16 protein-coding genes are annotated in these 15,587 nt (G+C 57.2%); 2 read left to right on the top strand and 14 right to left on the bottom strand.

Annotated elements, in window-relative coordinates; genetic code table 11:
• Nucleotides 1-101: 101 nt before the first annotated feature.
• From PHU01S_RS16930 to PHU01S_RS16905, 6 genes are all read right to left on the bottom strand, one after another.
• The gene (locus PHU01S_RS16930) at nt 102-314 is read right to left on the bottom strand and encodes a hypothetical protein (RefSeq protein WP_021878475.1); all 213 of its coding nucleotides are present in this window, start codon (nt 312-314) and stop codon (nt 102-104) included.
• Between the two features lie 35 nt (nt 315-349).
• The gene (locus tag PHU01S_RS16925) at nt 350-1,669 is read right to left on the bottom strand and encodes an ABC transporter permease (RefSeq protein WP_049869084.1); all 1,320 of its coding nucleotides are present in this window, start codon (nt 1,667-1,669) and stop codon (nt 350-352) included.
• Complete coding sequence (locus tag PHU01S_RS16920) at nt 1,662-2,564, bottom strand: ABC transporter ATP-binding protein (protein WP_021878473.1); 903 nt, start codon at nt 2,562-2,564, stop codon at nt 1,662-1,664. Before PHU01S_RS16920 ends, PHU01S_RS16925 begins: the two co-directional genes overlap by 8 nt.
• A gap of 135 nt (nt 2,565-2,699) precedes the next feature.
• Nucleotides 2,700-3,701: an ABC transporter ATP-binding protein gene (locus tag PHU01S_RS16915; RefSeq protein ID WP_084781619.1), complete on the bottom strand. Its 1,002-nt coding sequence runs from the start codon at nt 3,699-3,701 to the stop codon at nt 2,700-2,702.
• Entirely contained in the window at nt 3,698-4,087 is a 390-nt protein-coding gene (locus PHU01S_RS16910; RefSeq protein ID WP_021878471.1) for a GntR family transcriptional regulator, read from the bottom strand. The genes PHU01S_RS16915 and PHU01S_RS16910 overlap by 4 nt, the downstream gene beginning before the upstream one ends.
• Before the next feature lie 38 nt (nt 4,088-4,125).
• Nucleotides 4,126-4,842, bottom strand: a complete 717-nt coding sequence (locus tag PHU01S_RS16905; protein ID WP_127508692.1) for a hypothetical protein — start codon at nt 4,840-4,842, stop codon at nt 4,126-4,128.
• Between the two features lie 219 nt (nt 4,843-5,061).
• On the opposite strand from PHU01S_RS16905, the gene PHU01S_RS16900 reads away from it, so the two are divergent.
• The gene (locus tag PHU01S_RS16900) at nt 5,062-6,723 is read left to right on the top strand and encodes an alpha-keto acid decarboxylase family protein (RefSeq protein ID WP_127508689.1); all 1,662 of its coding nucleotides are present in this window, start codon (nt 5,062-5,064) and stop codon (nt 6,721-6,723) included.
• 142 nt (nt 6,724-6,865) lie between these two features.
• On the opposite strand, the gene PHU01S_RS16895 is transcribed toward PHU01S_RS16900, so the two are convergent.
• The 7 genes from PHU01S_RS16895 to coxB all read right to left on the bottom strand — a co-directional run bounded on the left by PHU01S_RS16895 (nt 6,866) and on the right by coxB (nt 13,408).
• The gene (locus PHU01S_RS16895; RefSeq protein WP_048745271.1) at nt 6,866-7,825 is read right to left on the bottom strand and encodes a carbohydrate kinase family protein; all 960 of its coding nucleotides are present in this window, start codon (nt 7,823-7,825) and stop codon (nt 6,866-6,868) included.
• 24 nt (nt 7,826-7,849) lie between these two features.
• Nucleotides 7,850-8,314, bottom strand: a complete 465-nt coding sequence (locus PHU01S_RS16890; protein WP_048745272.1) for a DUF420 domain-containing protein — start codon at nt 8,312-8,314, stop codon at nt 7,850-7,852.
• Between the two features lie 48 nt (nt 8,315-8,362).
• The gene (ctaG, locus tag PHU01S_RS16885; protein WP_049869079.1) at nt 8,363-9,268 is read right to left on the bottom strand and encodes a cytochrome c oxidase assembly factor CtaG; all 906 of its coding nucleotides are present in this window, start codon (nt 9,266-9,268) and stop codon (nt 8,363-8,365) included.
• A gap of 237 nt (nt 9,269-9,505) precedes the next feature.
• A complete protein-coding gene (locus PHU01S_RS16880; protein ID WP_021878465.1) occupies nt 9,506-9,823 on the bottom strand; it encodes a cytochrome C oxidase subunit IV family protein in 318 nt (105 codons plus the stop codon).
• A gap of 3 nt (nt 9,824-9,826) precedes the next feature.
• Nucleotides 9,827-10,447, bottom strand: a complete 621-nt coding sequence (locus PHU01S_RS16875; RefSeq protein ID WP_021878464.1) for a cytochrome (ubi)quinol oxidase subunit III — start codon at nt 10,445-10,447, stop codon at nt 9,827-9,829.
• On the bottom strand, nt 10,444-12,333 hold the full coding sequence (gene ctaD / locus PHU01S_RS16870; protein WP_048745274.1) for a cytochrome c oxidase subunit I: 1,890 nt from the start codon (nt 12,331-12,333) through the stop codon (nt 10,444-10,446). The genes PHU01S_RS16875 and ctaD overlap by 4 nt, the downstream gene beginning before the upstream one ends.
• Nucleotides 12,334-12,367: 34 nt before the next feature.
• Nucleotides 12,368-13,408 carry a cytochrome c oxidase subunit II gene (coxB, locus tag PHU01S_RS16865; RefSeq protein WP_048745275.1) on the bottom strand — a complete coding sequence of 347 codons (1,041 nt, stop codon included), beginning with the start codon at nt 13,406-13,408 and terminating at the stop codon, nt 12,368-12,370.
• A gap of 456 nt (nt 13,409-13,864) precedes the next feature.
• Between coxB and PHU01S_RS16860 the strand changes: the two genes are divergently transcribed.
• Nucleotides 13,865-14,680, top strand: coding sequence for a YhcN/YlaJ family sporulation lipoprotein (locus PHU01S_RS16860; protein ID WP_069202510.1), 816 nt, complete (start codon nt 13,865-13,867; stop codon nt 14,678-14,680).
• A gap of 37 nt (nt 14,681-14,717) precedes the next feature.
• Here the strand turns inward: PHU01S_RS16860 and PHU01S_RS16855 are convergent, their stop codons facing one another.
• Nucleotides 14,718-15,581, bottom strand: a complete 864-nt coding sequence (locus tag PHU01S_RS16855; RefSeq protein WP_048745276.1) for a DUF421 domain-containing protein — start codon at nt 15,579-15,581, stop codon at nt 14,718-14,720.
• Nucleotides 15,582-15,587: the final 6 nt, after the last annotated feature.

Genomic DNA, 15,587 nt, shown 5'->3' with positions numbered 1-15,587 from the left:
CCCTATCGTGTTGATTTCGGTATTCCGCTCTCTTTCGTTCACAAGAACCTGTGCTCTGGCATCAATCCGGAAGCCCGGATCAATCTATCGACCCCAACGAGTTATTGTCCTCGCCGAATTTTTCCGAATTGATGAAGGCTTGCTCCGGCTACGACCGCGCCGACAATGCCTGCCGCCAGCTTGACTCCCAGCTTCAGCGAAGATCCGTCGGCATCCATCGTGGCGGCCAGCAGGCACAGCATGGAGGAGAAGAATAGAAGATAGCCCAATTGGCTGCTCTTCTCGCTTCTTTTTTGTCCGTTCGTATTTGCCATGCTCTTCATTCCCCTCCCGTGTTCGATCCCTGAAGCTAGATTTTATAAGCCTTCATCGCCTTGCGCAGCTCCTTGATGCTCGGACGCTTGCCGTAGAGCAGGACGCCGGTACGGTAGATCTTGGCGGACAGCCAGCCGAACACGTAGATGCTGACCAGCATGATGCCGAGCGAGACGAGCACCTCCCATGTCGCCACATGGCCTACGCCTACTCTCAGAACCATGACATACGGCGAGAAGAACGGGATGAACGAAGTCACCTTGACCAGCATGCTGTCGGGATTCGCCAGATTGAAGATGCCCAGATAGAACCCGGCGAGAGACACGAACGTCAGCGGCATGACCGCCTGGCCGAGATCCTCGGTACGGCTGACCAGGGAGCCGACGGCCGCGTACAGCGTTGCGAACAGGAAATAGCCGGTCAGGTAGAACAGGAGAGCGAAGAGGAGAAGGTCCGGACTGACGTCGCTGAGATGGATATCCAGATTGCCGAGCGCCTCCCTGTTGGTCGGGATCTGGATGTTGATGAGGACTGCCGCCACATAGATCGCGATCTGGAGCAGGCCGACCAGGAACATGCCGAAGATTTTGCCGAACATGCTGTTCAGCGGAGACACGCTCGTAATCAGCACCTCCATGATGCGGGAGCTCTTCTCGGTCGTCACTTCGCTCGCGATGACCTGGCCCGTCGCCATGATCGACATGAAGAGCAGGAACAGGACCGCATAGACCATGCCCATGTTGACGCCCTGCTGGGAAGCCGTGCGGCCGGCATCCTCGGCGGTTCCATCCGTCGATATCTGCAGCGCCTTCACGTCGACCGGCGCATACAGCAGCGTCTTCTGCTCAGCCGTAAGGCCGGCGGCATTCGCCTTGACGATCTGCAGCGCGGTTTTCAATTCATCGACCGCGGAATTGTCGAGCATCTTCTCGGATTTGAAAAGAGCGGAGTAGAAGCCGGTCTCCTTGCTCGGCTCCAGCAGCATGTAGCCGCTGATCTTCCCGTCGGTCAACGCTTTCTTGAGAGCGGCCTCCGCCGAAGCCGCATTCGCTCCTCCATCGATCTTCTCCAGCTTGAGCTTCCGCTGGCCTGCCGGCTGGGAGTCGAAATATTCCTTGACCCAATCGCCGACGAGAGTCGGGGTCACGCTGCTTTGCGCCAGGTCGCTCTGCATAGAGGCGTACCCGATCGTCTTCGGGCTGTCCGAGCCCCCGGATTTGAACAGCGAGATGATGTAGGGAAGATTGATGGCCAGCGATAGAATAAGGACCAGGATGAGCGTCGTGATAAGGAAGGCTTTGCCTTTGACCTTGTTGCGGAACGTAAAGCCGGTGACCGTCCAGAACTCATTCATGTTTTTCACCTACCGTTTTTATAAAGATTTCGTTCAAAGTCGGTTCCATGATCTCAAAGCGGGTGACGTCGCTCTGCTGCATCGCATGACGCAATACCGCGCGCCCGGAAGCCTCGTCCGCGATACGCAGCTCGTAGGCATGCTCATGCCGCTTGACGCCGAGAACGCCTGGCAGCTCCTCCAGTCCGGAGACCTCTCCGTCCGCTGCCAGCATGACTCTCTCCTTCGGAAAACGGTTCTTGATCTCCTTGAGGCTGCCCTTGAGCACCTCGTTCGATCGATGCAAAATCGTAATGTTGCGGCAAAGCTCCTCGACATGCTCCATCCGATGCGTCGAGAACAGAATCGATGCTCCCTGATCGCGGAGCTCCTTGACGGTCGACTTCAGCAGCTCCACGTTGACCGGATCGAGTCCGCTGAACGCTTCGTCCAGAATCATCAGCTTCGGCCTATGGATGATCGTCGCGATGAACTGGATCTTCTGCTGGTTGCCCTTGGACAGCTCTTCCACGCGCTTGTCATAATACTCCGGCACTCCGAAGCGTTCCAGCCACGTCTTGAGGCTTTTGTCGGCGTCCGCCGCCGACATTCCCTTCAGCCGGGCAAGGTAGACCAGCTGCTCGCTGACCTTGACCTTCGGATAGAGGCCTCGCTCCTCCGGCAGGTAGCCGATGTCCCTGAGCTGCTGCTTCGTGTACGGCTTGCCGTTGTACAGAATCCGGCCCTCGTCGGGAAAGATCAGCCCGAGCACCATCCGCATCGTCGTCGTTTTGCCCGCGCCGTTGGCGCCGAGCAAGCCGTAGATTTCTCCGCGGTCCACCTCCAGGCTGATGCCGTTGACGGCGGTTTTGTCTGCATATTGCTTGACGACTCGTTCCACAATGAGCGGTTTCACTTCTTGTTTCCCCCTGTTCGTCTTGAAATGCTGTCCAGACGTTTGCCTTTTTCGGCATCGCCTGCAATCTAGGCTTCGCTTTGCGGGTTGATTTCCTGTTGCTCATGCTTGGATCCGATTTGTGTTCCTTATCGCTTAACGCTTCTGCCGGATCAGGTCATCCAGAATATCGTCCAGCTCCAGCGCTTTCTGGCCGCTGATGAGATATCCTTGCTGGCGGCACCACTGCTCCGCTTCCCAAGCTCTGGAGGTGACCACGCGGCAGGTGCCTCCTCCCGCCTCCTCGACCCGTACGATTCCGGGCATCGCAGCGGCGGCGCTGGCGACGTCGCCCGGCGAAGCGCCTTCTGGGGAGGATAGGTAAAAGGTATGCCAGGATCCCAGCAATTCATCCTTCTCGTACATGCCGATGATCCGGCCCGAATCCATGATGGCGATATAATCGGCCAGCCGCTTCACCTCGTCGATGATATGCGTAGCCATGACGATCGTCCGGCTGCCTCCGTCCATGTACCGGTGGAGCTCGTCGACCATCGTGCGCCAGGCCAGCGGATCCAGGCCCGATGAAGGCTCGTCGAGCAGCAGCAGCTCCGGACCGTGCGCCATGGCGAGAGCCAATTCGTATTTCCGGCGCATGCCTTTGGACATTTTCCCCAGGCGCAGCGAAGGATCCACCTCGAATTGCCTCAGCATTCTCTCGAATTCGTTGCGATCCCATCCGGGATACCATTGACGGACGAAGTCCGCCTTGGCCGTGCCGCGCAGCCTGCCGTCGAGCTTGTCGTCTTCTTCCGGGACGTAGCCGATCCTGCGCTTGAGCTCCGTATCGTCCGTTCCTTTGCCGACCGCTTCGCCCAGCATCATGATCTCCCCTGCATCGGGGCGAGCCTGATCAAGCAGCAGTCGGAAGGTGGAGCTTTTGCCGCAGCCGTTGGGACCGACAATCGCGGTCACATAGCCTGCCGGAAGCTCCAGATCCAGGGGACCGAGCCGGAACCGGCTGCGGTTCAGCAGCACGCCCGAGAAGCTTGCGGCCGGTACGCTTCCAACGACGTCCGGCTGTGTTCCTCTATCCGCTGTCACCTTCGCATTCTGAACAGCTGTACTCACCCGGTTTCCCTCCGATCGGTTCGTCATGTCATCTTCCTCCGCTTCAGCTCTTCGCGCAGCATGCTCTCCAGCTCGGCACGGCCGAGGCCTGCGCTTGCTCCGGCGTCCACCGCAGCCGAGACGGCCGCCTCTACCGCCTCCAGCCGCTGCCTGGCGCCGGCTTCGACATCGACCTTGGCGACGAAGGTGCCTGTTCCCTGCTTCGTACGGAGCAAGCCCTCCGCCTCCAAATCCTGATACACCCTGCGGATCGTGATAAGGCTGCATTGCAGATTCTGGGCAAGCTCGCGGTTGGAGGGCAGCAGCGTATTCTCCTCCAGCTGGCCGCTCATGATCAGCGACCTGAGCTGGGATTCAATCTGGTGGTACAGCGGCTCGGCGCTATGCTCGTTGATATGAATGGGTAGCCGCACGGCTGCACCCCCCTAAATAGAAAACGTTCAAGCCGGGTTTACCCCAGCAGGTTGCGGCGGCTGAGCCGCCTGGCCATCGGCCCGATGATACCCGCGAAAAACACCGCTGCTGCTGCAAGCATGATTGCTGCCAAGGTCCAGTCGCCCGCCTGCACAGCCTTCAGCTGATGGATAACCAGCGCATATCGGTTGAAAGCCAGGAAAATCGCGACGCCTAGTATCAGAAACATGATGATGATGCAGGACCAGAAGTAGGCTTTCCCTGTAAACCCGAGCTCCAGAAAAGCATAAAAGCAGCCGATCGCGATGCCGTAGCCTAACCATTGCAGGCTGAAGTTCAAAAATTGCAGCGGAGTCAGGAAATCGTGATAAACAAGGACATATTGCGTTCCGAAATAAATCAGCAGCGAAGGTGCGAGGATGGTAACCATCGTCAGGATGCGTCCGACGGCGATCTGGCGGTAGCTGATCGGCAGCAGTCTGAATCGGGCCAATTTGCGTGCGACCTTGGCTTGCTTCCAGTTGCCGATGGTCGTCATGTTCATGAAAAATCCCAGGACCGGTATGATGGCCAGCATGATGAAGTCGATCGCCCATGAGCTCGAATCGACAAGCTCGAGATCACGGAGCTGCGTGATCAATGGCGTTGTCGTCACGATGAAGTAGAACAGCATCGCGATGTTGAACAACCACCCGTACCCGATCGACATCCAATCGTATTTGACTAGCAGCTTGGCGCCTTGCCAGGTGCTCAAGAGCGTTCCTCCCCCCACACAGTGTATATACTGTGTATATCTTTATATACACTATACACACCGATTCCAATTTTAGTCAATACCTAATTTTGGAACAGGTCTCATTTCCCCGACTCGTTCCAAAATTGGTCCCATTTCGCTTTGCTGTCGTCCAGCCACATACAAAACCATCAGGATGACAAACTAACCTTTATCTAAACCTATAGGGAGGAATAGGATTTGAATCAGCCAACATTAGGGGCGTTCCTGTTCAGCTGCCTGAGCCGAGCCGGGATATCCAACGTATTCGGGGTTCCAGGCGATTATAATTTCAGCATTCTGGACGAGCTTGGCCGCCATCCCGAGCTGAGCTTCATCGGCTGCAGGAACGAGCTGAACGCCGGTTATGCCGCCGATGCTTTCGCCCGCTTGAAGGGCATATCCGCCCTGCTCACCACCTTCGGGGTCGGCGAGCTCAGCGCCTGCAACGCCATCGCCGGCTCGAACAGCGAATCCGTTCCGGTGGTGCACATCGTCGGCGCTCCGCCTTCTATGGACCAGTCCGCTCATAAACTCATGCATCATTCCCTGATGGATGGGAATTTCGATACGTTCCGGAAGGTCTATGAATCCTTGACCGCCTATGCTGCGGCTATTACCCTTGAAAACGCCTCTTATGAAATTCCTAAAGCACTGCACATGGCCCAGACTCAAAAAAAGCCCGTTTATTTGACCCTTCCAAACGACCTGATAACCAAGCCGATTCATGCGCATGCAGAATCTTGGCCCGCACCGGCAACAACGGCTTCCTCCCTCGCAGAGGCGGCGGCCCATGCGGGCCGGCTGCTGAAGGGGAGCAGCCGTACGGTGCTGCTGACCGATGTGAAGGTGCTGCGATACGGCTTGGAGAATGCCGTCCGGCTTCTGGCGGAAAAGCTTCATCTTCCCGCAGCATCGATGGTGTACGGCAAAGGCTCGTTCGACGAGACCCATCCCAATTATATCGGCATGTACTCCGCGGGTTGCGGCGAGGAATCCGTCCGCCGTGCCGTAGAGAATGCGGATTGCGTCATTGCTGTCGGTCTCGTCTGGGCCGACACCAACACGGCCAGCTTCACGGCCAAGCTGGACTTTGCGAAGACGATTCAAATCAACCCGGACAACGTCCGGATCGGAGAGGCCATGTATGCCGGCATCCAAGCCCCGGATATGATGGATGCTCTCATGCAGCTCCAGATCGTACAGGCCGCTCCCGTTCCCGCTGCGGCCTTTCCCTATGATCTTCCGCAGGGACAGCCGGATGATGACCTGGCGGCAGCCAACTACTATCCGCTGTTCCAGCAATTCATCCAGGAAGGAGATGTCGTCGTCGTGGAGACCGGCACCTTGTTCGACGGGATGTCCCAGTTGAAGCTGCCCCGAAACGTCACCTACGTGGCCCAGGGGGGATGGCAAGCCATCGGCTATGCCACTCCGGCCGCCTTCGGAGCCTGCATCGCCGCGCCGGACCGGAGGGTGCTGCTGTTCACGGGCGATGGCTCCATCCATCTGACGGCGCAGGAGATAAGCTCCATGCTGGAGCATCAGTGCAAGCCGATCCTGTTCATTCTGAACAACGGCCTGTATGTTGTGGAGAATTATTTGAATGTCGATGCGGTCAATCCCGGCTATAATGTCATTCCCAAATGGGACTTCTCCAAGCTGCCGGAAGCATTCGGCGGAGACGCCTTCACCGCGACCGCCAGAACCGTCGCCGAGCTCCGAGATGCCATGCGGCAGGCAGCAGCGGAATGCCGTTCCAGGCTGTGCATGATCGAGCTCATACCCGGCAATCCCATGGATGCTCCGCCTTTCCTTGTGAAATCCAGGGCCATTCTCGAAGCGCAAAAAAAGAACCGTTGATCAAGAAAAAAAACCAGATCGTCCGGAAAGCTCCGGACAGTCTGGTTTTTTTGCAGGCATGAAAGCGGGATCGTTGCCCGCCGCCTCGATTTATTCGGCTGCAGGCCTCTTCTTGGCTGACGGCGATGCCTTGCGGCAACCTTCATTTCGCGGCAAGCAGGTCGTTGACCTCTGCGGCCGTCGGCAGCGCGGCGATCGCGCCAGGACGCGTCGTCGTAATCGCTGCGGCTGCATTGGCGAACGCGAGCAGCTCTCTCGCCGTCTGCGCCTCGATGCCGCCGAGAAAGTCCGGTTGGCGCTGAACGCCGTACAGCAGCGAGCCGATGAAGGCATCGCCTGCGCCTGTCGTGTCGATGACGCTTACGGCATGGCCCGGAACCTCGACGCGGAAGTCCTTGGACAGCCACGTCGCTCCCGCCGCGCCGCGGGTATAGATGACATGCCTGACATCGCCGGCGAACAGAGACTTCAGCGCCTCTTCCTCTTCGGAGATGCCGGTAATGAACGTCAGCTCCTCGTCCGAGATCTTCACGAGATGGGCCATCGGGAGGAACTCCAGAATGGCCTGGCGGCATTGTTCCGGGCTTTTCCACAGCGGCAGCCTTACATTGGGATCGAAGCTGACGATTCCCCCGGCTTCGCGGCATCTGGAAATCGCTTCCCTGTGCGCGTATTTGACCGGCGCCTCGATAAGGTCTACCGAGCAGAAATGCAGGAGATCTCCCGGCTCGAACCAATCTCCGATCTCGTCTTTCTCCAGCAGCATGTCCGCGCTCGGATTGCGGTAAAAGCTGAAATCGCGGTTGCCGTCCGCCTTCAGGCTGACAAAAGCCATCGCCGTATTCGCTTCCCTCGTCCTGAGCACCCTGGTGACGTCCACGCCGGCTTCCGCAAGCGTCTCGACCAGGAAGTCGCCGAAGGCATCCTCGCCAAGCTTGCCGATGAATGCGCTGCTGCCGCCAAGCCGCGACACCGCGCTGGCGACATTGGCGGGTGCCCCTCCCGCCGCTCGGCTGAATCCGCCGACTGCCTTCAGCTCCACGCCTCTCTGCTCCGGAATCCAGTCAATAAGGGCTTCCCCGATCGTAAATACCGTCGACATCCGTATCCTCCTCGATTCTGCGGCTTACCAGCCGAAAATAACGTGAAATACCGGCTTCGTGTGCCCGCCCGGATACATAAGGTACAGCAGGATGTATACGGCGGTTCCCGTAATGGCCGTAATGAACCAGATGACCGATGTGAAGCGCCCGATCCGCCGATGGCGCGCGAACTTCTGCTTGTAGCCGAGCACGATCGTCGTAATGCCGAAGACGGCTGCCACGGTGGCAAGCACGATATGGAACAGCAGGAACACGAGATAGTACGGCTTGAGGCTGTCCGGACCGCCCCAGTCGGTGTTGCCGATGACAAGCGTTCTGGACGTATAGATGATGAAGAAGATCAGGGCGGCGACCGCCCCGGCAAGCATCATTTTTTTGTGCGATTCCAGGCGGCGCTTGATGGCCAGATTCCAGCCGATTGCGACCAGAATCGCGCTCAGTACGATGAAAAAGGTGCTGATGGTCGGAAAAATCGTGTACTTGTCCAAGCTGATCCCCACTCCAATCCGAAAATAACCGCGAAGCAATCGCGAGGTTTAAACCGTTCCCGCCGGTCCCGTTCCGCGCAGGTCGCCATCCGACTCCGCATTTTCCTGACGGTACCATTGCGAGAAAATGTAAGCCAGAATGCAGCCGTACATGATTTCCTGAACCAGCTTCATCAGGATGCCGCCCAGCTGCTGATCCTCTGCAGGAGCCATCAAATTGAAGAAGGCTGGCCCCTGGAACTGGCTGAGCAGCTGCTGGGTGTTGCCGGCGACGCAGTAATTCATCGCCTTCGCCCATACGTTCGGATCGTTGTAGACGGCATACATCGGCTCGCCTGCGAAAATAATGAGCGCGCAGGCCGGAGTCAGCAGCACGCCGCTGGCGAATACGTACGCCATCTTCCGCAAGCCGTTGAGCCGGCTCCATTCCGGCACCGGGCAGGTGATCTGCCACCACATCATCATCGCTGTGACGAGCAGCACGAAATAGTAGAACTCATGCAGCAGATAGTTGGTCATGATGTAATCATGCGCTGCAGGGATGTGATAGAAGGAGAACAGCACATTGAACAGCACCAGCGTGAAGATCGGGTTCATGGACTTGCTGAACCGCTTCCAGAAAGGCTTGCCGAATGTGAATCTCCATACATAAGCCGGAATGCCCAAAATGATGAGCGGTGGAGCGATCAGATAGGAAATGGACATATTGGCCATATGAAAAGTGAACATGAGATGGCCCAGCAGATTCATCGGTCCGCCCTGGGCTATGTACAGCAGCACGATTCCCGAGACGGCCATGAGCTGCTGCCATGGCGTTGCCCGCCGTTCATTCGGGAAATGCTTCAGCCTCCAAGGGCCGATGAGATAGAAATATCCGATCAGCAAAGCGATCGTCAGAAACAGCAGCCAGGGACTCCAGAGAGCGCGGAAGCTGAAATATTCAAGTCCGAGCATGAAGCGGTCTCCTTTCTTTCGGCCGCGTTGCGGCCCGCTGCATCCGGCCATGAGCAGCATGGCAGCGGACACGGATAAGCTAAGCTTACTTGATTGGGGACGTCAAAGCAAAAGGCAATATTGAGAACTTCTTCCTCGTCGGGCGCCGGACGGCAGGACCGTCCAAACACATGGAAAACAACAAAAGAGGAGGTCGGTTAAGACTCTCCCCTTTCGTTCTGGTATAGATGAACCGGATTACCACCAGGTCCAGAATTCCGCCATGATGACGATCGTGAACACAACGAACACGCCGGTAAGGATGCCTACGATCGGGAACAGATGTCCCCGGTCCTTCATATGCATCCAGAAGCCCATCTGGATGATGACCTGCATGATCGCCATGATGATGAGCAGGATGTAGATGAAGGAGGTGTTGATTTCGCCGCCGATGACGGTAGCGAAAGCAACGAGCGTAAGCAGCATCGAGAAGACATAAGCAATGATATGCTTCTTGGGACCTTCATGCTTGTGGCGCTTGGCCGGCTCTTCGGAATGGGTCGTATGGTTGGACATTCGTTACCCCACCTTTCCCATCAAATAAACGACGGTGAAGATGAATACCCAGACGACGTCGATAAAGTGCCAGTACATGCCGGCGACATATACCTTCGGCGCGGTGACGACGGTCAGGCCCTTGCGGTAAACCTGGCCGATCAGCAGCGAGATCCACACGACGCCGAGCGCGACGTGGGCTCCGTGGAAGCCGACCAGCGTATAGAAGGAGGAACTGAAGGCGCTGGTGCTGAACTGATGGCCTTCATGCGTGTACTCGATGAACTCGTAAACCTCGAGGCCGAGGAAGGCAAGGCCGAGCACGACGGTTACGATGAGCCAGTTCTGCATCGCCTTCACTTGGCCGCGGTGCATCGCCTGGATGGCGAATACGCTCGTCAAGCTGGATGTCAGCAGGATGACGGTAGCAATCGCCACCGTGGCCAGCTTGAACAGCTCTTGAGAAGTCGGGTTGCCGTCGCCGACCTGATCGCGAAGCGCCAGGAAGGCGGAGAAGAGAGTGCCGAACAGTACCGTCTCTCCTCCAAGGAACAGCCAGAATCCGAGAACCTTGTTGCGTCCTTCGAGGGTCGCGCGTTCCGGTTCATGAGGCAGCTTGCCGTCTAGATGCGAATGTGCGCTCATGCCTTAACCCCCTTGCCCGTAATTTCTTCCGGCTCGATGTGGAAGCCGTGATCGTCCTTGAGCGAGCGGACGACCATGCATCCCAGCGTAATCGCGAGGCCTAGGCCAGCCACGATATGGTTGCCGAAGATGTTGGAGACAAATGCATTGTTCCAGTCGTTCTTCGCGTACAGGAACCCGAAGCCGGCGATGAACAGGCCGACGGACATCAGGAACGGAAGGATCGATGGGCTCGGCATGTGGATCGGGCCGATCGGCTCCGCAGGCGACATGCCTTCGTTGCCGTCCATCTTCTCTTTCCATAGAGCGTCGTACCCGCGGACGAGCGGAGTCTGGGCGAAGTTGTATTCAGGAGCCGGGGACGGGATCGACCATTCCAGCGTGCGGCCGTCTTCCCACGGATCGTTGCCTGCGTTTTTCGGCTTGGCAGCCGTAACGATGATGTTGATGATGAAGAAGATCGTGCCGAGGCCCATCAGGAAGGCGCCGATCGTACTGATCAGGTTCATCGTGTTGAAGCCCAGTCCGTCCAGGTACGTCCAGATCCGGCGCGGCATGCCCATGAGGCCGAGGAAATGCTGCACGAAGAACGTCAGATGGAAGCCGATGAAGAACGTCCAGAACGTCAGCTTGCCGATGAACTCGTTCAGCGCGCGGCCGAACATCTTCGGCCACCAGTAGTGCAGGCCGGCGAACAGGCCGAGCACGAGGCCGCCTACGATGACGTAGTGGAAGTGGGCAACGACGAAGTAGCTGTCATGATACTGGAAGTCGGCCGGAGCCGCGGCCAGCATGACGCCGGTCACCCCGCCCATGACGAACGTCGGAACGAAGCCGACGGCGAACAGGTTGGCGGAGGTGAAGCGGATCGAGCCGCCCCACATCGTGAAGATCCAGTTGAAGATCTTGATTCCGGTCGGAACCGCGATCAGCATCGTTGCGATGGAGAACAGCGCGTTCGCTACCGGTCCCAGGCCTACCGTGAACATATGGTGGGCCCATACCATGAAGCCGAGGAAGCCGATCAGGACGGTGGCGAATACCATCGAGCTGTAACCGAACAGCCGCTTGCGCGAGAAGGTGCTGATGACTTCGGAGATGACCCCGAAAGCCGGGAGAATCAGGATGTAAACCTCCGGGTGGCCGAAGATCCAGAAGATATGCTCCCATAGGACGGTGTTGCCGCCGCCCGCCACTTCGAAGAAGTTGGCTTCGAACAGCCGGTCGAACATAAGCGCGACCAGGCCGACGGTAAGGGCCGGGAAAGCGAACAGGATCAGGGCTGAGGTGATGAATGCCGTCCAGGTGAACATCGGCATTCTCATGAAGCTCATGCCCGGAGCGCGCATGTTGATGATCGTGACCAGGAAGTTGATGCCGCCGATCAGGGTGCCGATACCGGCGATCTGAAGGCCGAGAACGTAGAAGTCGACGCCTTTGTCTACATTATATGTAGGGCTGGCGAGCGGAACGTAGGATGTCCAGCCCGCATCCGGAACGGTGCCGGCCAGCCAGCTGATGTTGAGCAGCAGGCCGCCGAAGAAGAACGTCCAGAAGCCGAGGGAGTTGACGAACGGGAAGGCGACGTCGCGCGCGCCGATCTGCAGCGGCACGATCGCGTTCATGAGCGCGAAGATGACAGGCATCGCCGCGAGGAAGATCATCGTCGTGCCGTGCATCGTCAGCAGCTCGTTGTACGTGTCCGCGCCGACGAAGTTGTTGAGCGGCTTCCAGAGCTGAACCCGGATCAGCAGCGCCTCGAGGCCGCCGATCAGGAAGAAGAATCCGCCGGCAATCAAATACAGAATGCCGATTTTTTTGTGGTCGACAGTCGTCAGCCAGTCCATGAGACCGGTATGGCGCTTGACCGGATGTGCGTGAGCCAAGGCTGGTACCCCCTTCAATACCGATAGGTGAATGCTACTTCTGCTTGTATTCGGACAGATACTTGGCGATGCCGTCGATCTGTTCCTTAGTCAGGTCAACCTTCGGCATGGAGTTGCCCGGCTTAACCGCTTGCGGATCGGAGATCCACCGTTTCAGGTTGTCGTAAGTCGAGCCTTCGTTTTTATACTTCGGATCGTCCGTGTTGACCAGGATGCCGCCGATCGTTTCACGGTCGCCGATGTTGGTCAGGTTCGGATACAGCTGCAGGCCTTTGTCGCCTACCGCATGGCAGGTGAGGCATTGCTTCTGGAACACGTCGCTGATGGCCGCATCGGCCGGCAGCTGTCCAGGCTCCTTCATTCCCGCTACCCAGCGGTCGAAGGAATCGCTGCTGACGGACTTCACCTTGAAGTCCATGAGAGCATGGGAAGGTCCGCACAGCTCGGCGCATTTGCCGAGGTAGACTCCGTCATGCTTGGAGCTGAAGTACATTTTATTGACGTTGCTTCCCGGGTTCGTATCGATCTTGCCGGCAAGCGATGGAATCCAGAACGAGTGGATGACGTCCGCGGATTTGGCGGAGATGGAGATCGTCTTGCCTGTCGGAATCATCAGTTCCTGAGCGGTCTTGATTCCGTACTGAGGATATTCGAACTCCCACCAGTATTGATGGCCGGTCACGATGACCTGTACGGCGTTGTCGTCCTTGGAATAATCCTTGGCCAGGCCGAATACCGACTGGACCGTAGGAACGCCAAGAATCAGAAGGAGAACGATCGGAATGACGGTCCAGATGATCTCGAGCTTGTGGTTGCCTTCCACTTGTACCGGAACCTTGTTGTCTCCGGGACGACGGCGGAATTTGACGATTACATAAAAGGATAGTGCGAAAACAACCACGATAACGAGCACCATGATCGTGATGGTGAGCTTCATCAGATTGAATTGTTCGAGCGCCACCGGACCCTGCGGCCTCAGCGTGGACAAGTCGGCCCGTCCGCATGCCGATAGGAACAGAGCCATTCCTGCGAGCAACGGCAGGAGACGTCGTGCAAGATGCCACCGTTTCATCATTCATCAACCCCACTTTTGACGTTTTCGGCATTTGCCCAAGCAAAAACGGAGAACCGCCGGAAGGCAGTCATCCGTTTACGGAACGATTGTAGGAGTTGGAAAACCACCCGGATTCAACCGGTGAAACGCTTTCTCTTCCTTATGTACGTCTTGAGGCAAATGCTTCATGCACAGCTGTAAAAATGGCAACTCCTGCATGTCAATTACTTTATTAAATATAAAGTTGAAGCCCCTAATTGTCAATGTTCCACAGAGAGTTCACAAATTGTTCTCAAAGCTGTCAAAAAGAGCTTCGGACACCGAAAAAGGCTTCCAATTCATGGTTTGAACGCCTGTCCTCCTTATCATTGTTCACCAAACCCATGGTCAATTATGTATAGGTCCGGGACCGCATATTTACTCCTCCGGGGCGAATCCTATAGGCACTCGCCACAAACGAAAGGGGAGGCCCACTTCATGAGACAGCCATCACGGGTACTTGCTTCCGCCCTGATCTTATCCTTGCTGCTCGGAGGCTGCAGCTACAAGCAGCATGTCCAGAACAGCGACCAGAATTACGGCACCCGCCAGAAGAACGATCCCAAAATGCAAGGAAGCCGGATGTACGGAACGCTCGGCACCGATTCCACCCAGCACCATAACCGCTTCTTCGAATACAGCTCTCAGCTCTCCCGCGACGTCACCCGCCTCAACGGGATCGGACAAGCCATCGTCATGCTGACCGACAAGAACGCCTATGTCGGCATCGTGCTCGACGGCACAGCCACCCATGCGGTCCGCAGCGGCAGCAAGGTCATCCGCGAGCAGAACAACGGCGGCTGGATGGAGGGCGTTTACAACCATCAGACCGGCAGCGACAAGTGGGACAACCGCCAGCTTGTCACACCCTACAATTCGTATTTCTCGGTCAACGACCACAACGAGCTCTCGAGCAAGCTGAAGCAGACGATCGCCGTGCGCGTCCGCAAGCTCGCTCCTGCGGTTCAGGAGGTTCACATTACGGCCAATCGCGATCTGGTGAACCAATTCGTCGAGTACTCCCGCGAATCCTGGGCCGGCAGCGATCTGAGCCCTTATGTGGAGCCGTTCAACATTTTGGTGCAGAAGCATTTTGCCGGCGGCAACGAAATGCCCGTTCCTCTGCAGATCATCAAGCAAAAGGCCGATAAAAACGGCGGCAAGGCGATCATCGGCAAATACAGCGGCTCCGATCCGGAGACCGGAAGCTTCGGCAATCCCGGCGACGCCGGCGGCGCCAGCCAGAATCGCTGACAAGCTTCTATATAATATAGAAACAACACGGGGAGCGTCACTTCAGCTCCGGCTGCGCGAGGCGGATGACTTGATCCAGCTGGCGCGATCCGGACAGAAGGGCCTCCCTTTCTTCGTCGGTGCGGGCGAAGTGGCCGAACTGATCCAGATCCGCCTTGGCCTGCTGCAGCGTTGCGAGCAGCTGCTGTCTGGGCGTCAGGCTGTTCGGTTCGAGCGAGCCGTCCAGTGAACCCGTTTGTACCGTCAGCTGCTTCTTGGCGTCGACCTGCGCCAGAAACACGTTTTCCGGCTTCACCTTGAGCTTGGCCAGCTCATGGCGCAGCCAATCCTCGTCCAGCCCCGTCTCCTTGAGCGGCTCCTGCAGCACTTGACCGTCCATCATGACGGTTTGCGTCTCCTGCTCCCTCGACATTTTCCAGCCTAGCATGGAAGGCGTCAGCGGCTGGTTTTCCTTTTTGAGCAGCAAGTTGATCTCCCCGCTTTTTTCCATCACGGCAAATTCGATTTCAGAAACCTTGAACACGCTCTTTTTTCGCAGCTGTTCGAGAAGCTCGTCGAGCGTCAGCTTTTCCTTGAATAGGTTCTTCTCGAGAATGGAGCCGTTCTTGATGAGCACGGTTCCTTTTCCGTCGACAAAACCGCCGACAGCCCGGCTTTTCATCGTGGCATATTCCATGCCGATCGACATAAGCGACCAAGTGCCGATCGCGACAAACCCCAGATACCATTGCGTATCGGTGTCCATGGAGATATAGCCGGCGATATTGCCGATGGATATGCCCGTTATGTACTCAAACAACGAAAGCTGGGAGATTTGGCGTTTGCCGAGCAGCTTCGTTACGATAAACATGACCACCACCGAGCTGAGCGTTCGAAACACGATTTCCAGCCATTGCGGCATTGTTGG

The sequence above is a fragment of the Paenibacillus humicus NBRC 102415 genome (assembly GCF_004000905.1).
In the GTDB taxonomy this organism is placed as follows: Bacteria; Bacillota; Bacilli; order Paenibacillales; family Paenibacillaceae; genus Paenibacillus_O; species Paenibacillus_O humicus.
Note: the sequence above shows the minus strand (reverse complement) of the source record. Positions and strands in the feature narration are given on the sequence as shown.